This is a genomic window from Streptococcus sp. GMD3S, from assembly GCF_000298695.2.
Lineage (GTDB): Bacteria > Bacillota > Bacilli > Lactobacillales > Streptococcaceae > Streptococcus.
In genome coordinates this window covers 1-5,413 of sequence record NZ_AJRC02000032.1, presented here as the reverse complement: position 1 = coordinate 5,413, position 5,413 = coordinate 1, and the positions used below count along the sequence as shown (strand labels likewise).

Genomic DNA, 5,413 nt, shown 5'->3' with positions numbered 1-5,413 from the left:
GAGGTTTGCTCACAATAAACTATTATACTAGAAAAACTGATAGATAGCAAGATAAAAGTGAAAAAAGAAGATGAAAATATCTTCTTTTTACTAGTTTATGGTTTGATACGGTGCAACATACGTGGGAATGGAATGGCTTCACGGATATGTTTGGTTCCAGCTGCGAAGGTTACCATACGTTCGATACCGATACCAAATCCTCCGTGTGGAACTGTGCCGTATTTACGAAGGTCAAGGTAAAATTCATATTCTGTACGATCCATGCCCAGTTCTTCCATTTTAGCTACAAGAGCATCGTAGTCTTCCTCACGCATAGATCCACCGATGATTTCTCCGTAACCTTCTGGTGCCAGCAAGTCTGCACAAAGCACGCGCTCTGGATTTCCAGGAACTGGTTTCATGTAGAAGGCCTTGATAGCTGCTGGGTAGTTCATGACAAATGTTGGCACACCAAAGTGGTTTGAAATCCATGTTTCGTGTGGTGAACCAAAGTCATCGCCATGCTCAAGATGCTCGTAGTCAGCATCTTCATCATTTTCATGCTCTTGCAAAAGGTCAATGGCTTGATCGTAAGTGATGCGTTTGAACGGCTCTGCAATGTAGCGTTTCAAGAGATCTGTATCACGTTCCAAGGTTTCCAAGGCTTGAGGCGCACGATCAAGAACACCTTGAAGAAGGGCTTTAACATAAGCTTCTTGCAAGTCAAGTGACTCATCGTGTGTCAAGTAGGAGTACTCCGCATCCATCATCCAGAACTCAGTCAAGTGACGACGCGTTTTTGATTTTTCAGCACGGAATACTGGACCAAAGTCAAATACACGACCAAGAGCCATAGCCCCTGCTTCTAGGTAAAGCTGACCAGATTGACTCAAGTAGGCTGGCGTTCCGAAGTAGTCTGTTTCAAAGAGTTCTGTTGAATCTTCAGCCGCGTTTCCTGAAAGAATTGGGCTATCAAATTTCATGAAGCCGTTCTTGTCGAAAAACTCATAAGTTGCATAGATGATAGCGTTACGGATTTGCATCACTGCTACTTGCTTACGAGAGCGGAGCCACAAGTGACGGTTGTCCATCAAGAAGTCTGTTCCGTGTTCTTTTGGTGTGATTGGGTAGTCTTGAGATTCACCGATCACTTCGATGTCTGTAATATCCAACTCATAGCCAAACTTAGAACGTTCGTCTTCTTTGACAATTCCTGTCACATAAACAGAAGTTTCTTGGCTTAGGCGTTTAATCGTATCAAACTTCTCTAGCCCCACTTCCTCACCGAACTTTTCAATAAAGTTTGGTTTAAAGGCTACACCTTGGAAGAAGGCTGTTCCATCACGCAATTGCAAGAAGGCAATTTTCCCTTTTCCTGATTTGTTGGCAACCCAGGCTCCGATGGTCACTTCTTGACCAACGTAGTCTTTTACATCAATAATTGTTACACGTTTTGTCATAATCTATCTTCCTTTTTTCGTTTAACTTGTCCGAAGACATCATTACCCACTATTTTACCATAAATAGACTGTGATAGCTAGGTTCTACTAGATAAAAATCGCGAGATTTTCGTTACAAAAAATCTTCGCTAAAAAGGCGAAGATTCTAAGTTTTATTTTTCCATAAACTGGTGCAAACGACGAATAGCTTCTTTTAATGTGTCCAAGTCTGTGGCATAGCTGAGACGAACATTTTCTGGTGCTCCAAATCCAGCTCCTGTAATCAAGGCAAGGCCGACTTCTTCGAGAATAGCCGTTGTAAACTCTGTCACATCGGTATAACCCTTCATCTCCATCGCTTTTTTGACATTTGGGAAAAGATAGAAGGCTCCTTGGGGCTTGACAACTTCAAATCCTGGTACTTGGCACAAGAGAGGATAAATGGTATTCAAGCGCTCTTCAAAGGCTTGGCGCATGGTTTCAACAGAGTCTTGCGGTCCAGTCAGCGCCTCAATCGTTGCATATTGAGATACTGCTGTCAGATTTGAAGTCGTTTGTCCTGTTAATTTGCTCATAGCAGCGATAATTTCAGGATTTCCCACAGCATAACCTACCCGCCAACCAGTCATGGCATAGGCCTTAGATACACCGTTAATCACAATGGTTTGCTTGCGAATGGCTTCTGACAAACTAGAAATTGGAACAAATTCGTTCCCGTTATAAACCAGACGTCCATAAATATCATCTGCTAGGATAAGGACATCATGCGCAACAGCCCAATTTCCGATAGCCAAGAGTTCCTCACGAGAGTAGATCATACCAGTCGGATTCGATGGTGAATTGAGAACCAAGACCTTGGTCTTATCTGTACGAGCTACTTCTAACTGCTCTACTGTTACTTTAAAGTGATTGTCTTCCTTGGCCTGGACAAAGACTGGCACACCTTCTGCCATCTTGACCTGGTCTCCATAGCTGACCCAGTATGGTGTAGGAATGATGACCTCATCACCTGGATTGACCACAGCCATAAAGAAGGTGTAGAGAGAGAACTTAGCACCTGTGGCAAAGGTAACCTCATTGGCTGCTACAGAATAGCCATAATAGCGTTCAAAGTAGGTATTAACCGCAGCCTTTAAGTCTGGCAGACCTGAAGCAACTGTATAAAAGGAAGCTCGTCCATCACGAATCGCTTCCACCGCCGCATCCTGAATATTTTCAGGAGTATGAAAATCTGGCTGTCCCAAGGTTAAGAAAAGAACATCTTTTCCTTGAGCTTTTAACGCTTTGGCTCTTGCATCACTAGCTAGAGTGACGCTTTCTTCCATTTCTAGTACACGTTTGGATAGTTTCATATGCCCTCCTTATTGGATCACTGCTCCTGTTTCAAAATCTATCAGATAGTAGTGGTTTCCTGACTTAACTTCCCAAATCGGCTTGTCCTGATAGCGACCAAAAGTGACTTTGTCAATGTCGCTAGCACCTTTTTCCCTCGAAATCGTCGCTGCCTTGTCTTGAGAAATCCCCTTATCAAGCTGATAGACATAAATCTTGTGGTCATTCTTTTCAATCAGTACGGCAATGGCCTCTTGCTTTTTATTATGTCCTAAAACGCTGTAATAACCTTCTAGTCCATTATAAAAATCAACCTGATCTGCCTCTTCCAATTCTGCATACTGCTTGGCTAGTTTTTCTCCCTCAACTCTAGCATCTTGATAGGGTTTCATGCTGAGTGATATCAGATAAAGGAAGGAAGTCGTCATGACTAGTACTACCAGAGCAATGCCGATTCCATACTGTAAAAGTAGCTTGTTTTTTGCTTTTTTCTGTCTTAGTTTCACTCGTCTATTTTACCATCTCTCCTTCTTTATTACAAGTGAAGACGGGAACATTCTAAGAATCTTTTCCTATAAAATGTAAGTTCTTGTTTTTCTCTCTCATTATTGATAAAATAAAGCTTATGAAACAATATTTGAAAGAGAAAATTTCCGATAATCAACTAGACTTAAAAACGGCTATCGTCCTTAATAAAGCCATACGGACTTTTAAACCATATGAAGCCAAGGCTGCTAAAGAACACGGGCTAACACCCACCCAATTTTCAGTTTTGGAAACCCTCTATAGCAAGGGGGAACTGCGCATTCAGGATTTGATTGAAAAAATGCTAGCCACTTCTGGAAACATGACTGTTGTCATTCGAAATATGGTTCGAGATGGATGGATTTCTAGAACTTGCGACCCCAAGGATCGTCGCTCCTTTTTCCTGAAATTAACACCTGCAGGACGCAGAAAAATCGAGGAGGTTCTTCCTGACCATATCGATTCGATTGTAGAAGCACTCAGCATCTTGGAAGATGGCGAAAAGGAAGACTTAATCCAGATTTTAAAAAAATTTAAAAATTTGTGAGCAAAATTATTGCTAATTAGTATCATTTGTTGTAACATGGATGGTAACAAAAGAGTTCGCTCTTTGAATTTTAAACTAAAGGAGACACATCATGTCTAAAAAAGTATTATTTATCGTCGGTTCACTACGCCAAGGTTCTTTCAACCACCAAATGGCCCTCGAAGCTGAAAAAGCACTTGCTGGAAAAGCAGAAGTTAGCTATCTTGATTACTCAGCTGTTCCTCTCTTCAGCCAAGATTTGGAAGTTCCAACTCATCCAGCTGTAGCTGCTGCTCGTGAAGCAGTCCTTGCTGCGGATGCCATCTGGATTTTCTCTCCAGTCTACAACTTCTCTATCCCTGGAACAGTGAAGAACTTGCTTGACTGGCTCTCGCGTGCTCTTGACTTGTCTGATACACGTGGAGCTTCTGCCCTCCAAGACAAGTTTGTTACTGTCTCATCTGTAGCCAATGCCGGTCACGATCAACTCTTTGCTATTTACAAAGACCTCTTGCCATTTATCCGTACACAAGTCGTTGGTGACTTTACAGCTGCTCGTGTCAATGACTCTGCTTGGGCAGACGGAAAATTGGTGTTAGAAGAAGCAACTGCTTCATCACTTGCAAAACAAGCTGACGACCTTCTTGCAGCCATCAACTAATCCAGCAAAAACCAGCTCGAATGAGCTGGTTTTATGCTTGTTTCACAAAGACGAGTTCTAAGTCACTGGATAAATCAGGTCGGTAGTCAAAGCCGGCAAAGCGGAGCTTGCGAGCTTGTTCGACTGTATGGACTTGCCCCTCTATCAAGGCGGTTAAAAAGGCACCACGGGCTTTTTTTGAAATGGTTGAGTGGATTTTCAGCTGGCCTGCCTTGTCCTCCATAAATTTGAAGGTCACCATCTTTTCTCTAATTTCCTTCGAAAATACGGTTTCAAACTCTGATGATAGGAGTGAGAATATCAAATCCTCATCCTCTAGTGCCTCATCGTAGGCTGACTTCCAATGACTCTTTAAAGTCTTCCCAGCAACTTTTAACTTCATCAAGAAATCCAAACGGTGAGGAGCCATGGGCGACAAGGCGGGGACAACACCGTATAAAGCCGAGGTAATTAGGACATGATTTTCAAGATAGGTTTGTTCAGCCTTGGTTAACTCATCTCGTTTGATGTGACGATACATGAGACCATCGAAAAGTTTCAAGGCTGGATAATGTTTAGCCCTGTGATCTTTTAAAGCTTGAATATGAGCGTACTCTTCTTCTGCTTTCTCGGCAGATACCTTATAAAAAGTCTCTAATTCACTGGCTGAGTAGTGCGCCAGTGAGTCAAGGACTACCTGACTTTCTTCCCTCAAGGGGAGCGCTTCGATACAAGGATGGTCTGTGTTCATTTCTTTTGCTGTTGGGATTAAAATTTTCATATTGTTAGTGTAGCATATTTTTCAACCACGACCAAGAATTTCATCTTAAAAACCTCGGTTCATACCGAGGTTTCTCTGTTTATTTTGTCCATCCTAACCAGATAGCCGCGAGAACAAGGGCTGTGCCAGCTAAGCTTGTTAAGATAGATAAGAATTTATCTTTTTTCTCCTTGAACTGAGAAAACCTATTT

General features: G+C 42.3%; 7 protein-coding genes. 2 read left to right on the top strand and 5 right to left on the bottom strand.

The window, feature by feature from the left end; genetic code table 11:
* Window positions 1-95 precede the first annotated feature (95 nt).
* The 3 genes from asnS to GMD3S_RS0209265 form a co-directional block, all read right to left on the bottom strand.
* Window positions 96-1,439: an asparagine--tRNA ligase gene (gene asnS, locus GMD3S_RS0209275; RefSeq protein WP_000167130.1), complete on the bottom strand. Its 1,344-nt coding sequence runs from the start codon at window positions 1,437-1,439 to the stop codon at window positions 96-98.
* A 152-nt stretch (window positions 1,440-1,591) separates the two neighbouring features.
* Window positions 1,592-2,770 carry a pyridoxal phosphate-dependent aminotransferase gene (locus GMD3S_RS0209270; protein ID WP_000777443.1) on the bottom strand — a complete coding sequence of 393 codons (1,179 nt, stop codon included), beginning with the start codon at window positions 2,768-2,770 and terminating at the stop codon, window positions 1,592-1,594.
* A 9-nt stretch (window positions 2,771-2,779) separates the two neighbouring features.
* Window positions 2,780-3,256, bottom strand: coding sequence for a cell wall elongation regulator TseB-like domain-containing protein (locus GMD3S_RS0209265; RefSeq protein WP_000776855.1), 477 nt, complete (start codon window positions 3,254-3,256; stop codon window positions 2,780-2,782).
* A gap of 119 nt (window positions 3,257-3,375) precedes the next feature.
* Between GMD3S_RS0209265 and GMD3S_RS0209260 the strand changes: the two genes are divergently transcribed.
* Together GMD3S_RS0209260 and GMD3S_RS0209255 are read left to right on the top strand one after the other, a co-directional pair.
* A complete protein-coding gene (locus GMD3S_RS0209260; protein WP_000816316.1) occupies window positions 3,376-3,822 on the top strand; it encodes a MarR family winged helix-turn-helix transcriptional regulator in 447 nt (148 codons plus the stop codon).
* Window positions 3,823-3,913: 91 nt separating this feature from the next.
* Entirely contained in the window at window positions 3,914-4,462 is a 549-nt protein-coding gene (locus GMD3S_RS0209255) for an NADPH-dependent FMN reductase (RefSeq protein WP_000039632.1), read from the top strand.
* Between the two features lie 31 nt (window positions 4,463-4,493).
* On the opposite strand, the gene yaaA is transcribed toward GMD3S_RS0209255, so the two are convergent.
* On the bottom strand, window positions 4,494-5,222 hold the full coding sequence (gene yaaA / locus GMD3S_RS0209250) for a peroxide stress protein YaaA (RefSeq protein ID WP_000697764.1): 729 nt from the start codon (window positions 5,220-5,222) through the stop codon (window positions 4,494-4,496).
* Between the two features lie 79 nt (window positions 5,223-5,301).
* A partial coding sequence (locus GMD3S_RS10895; protein ID WP_155993343.1) for a DUF3953 domain-containing protein occupies window positions 5,302-5,413 on the bottom strand: 112 nt, incomplete at its 5' end.

Excerpts from the sequence above, each read along its gene's own strand:
- GMD3S_RS0209255 (WP_000039632.1), top strand. The coding sequence starts at position 3,914 with ATGTCTAAAAAAGTATTATTTATCGTCGGTTCACTACGCCAAGGTTCT.
- yaaA (WP_000697764.1), bottom strand. The coding sequence starts at position 5,222 with ATGAAAATTTTAATCCCAACAGCAAAAGAAATGAACACAGACCATCCT.
- asnS (WP_000167130.1), bottom strand. The coding sequence starts at position 1,439 with ATGACAAAACGTGTAACAATTATTGATGTAAAAGACTACGTTGGTCAA.
- GMD3S_RS0209260 (WP_000816316.1), top strand. The coding sequence starts at position 3,376 with ATGAAACAATATTTGAAAGAGAAAATTTCCGATAATCAACTAGACTTA.
- GMD3S_RS0209270 (WP_000777443.1), bottom strand. The coding sequence starts at position 2,770 with ATGAAACTATCCAAACGTGTACTAGAAATGGAAGAAAGCGTCACTCTA.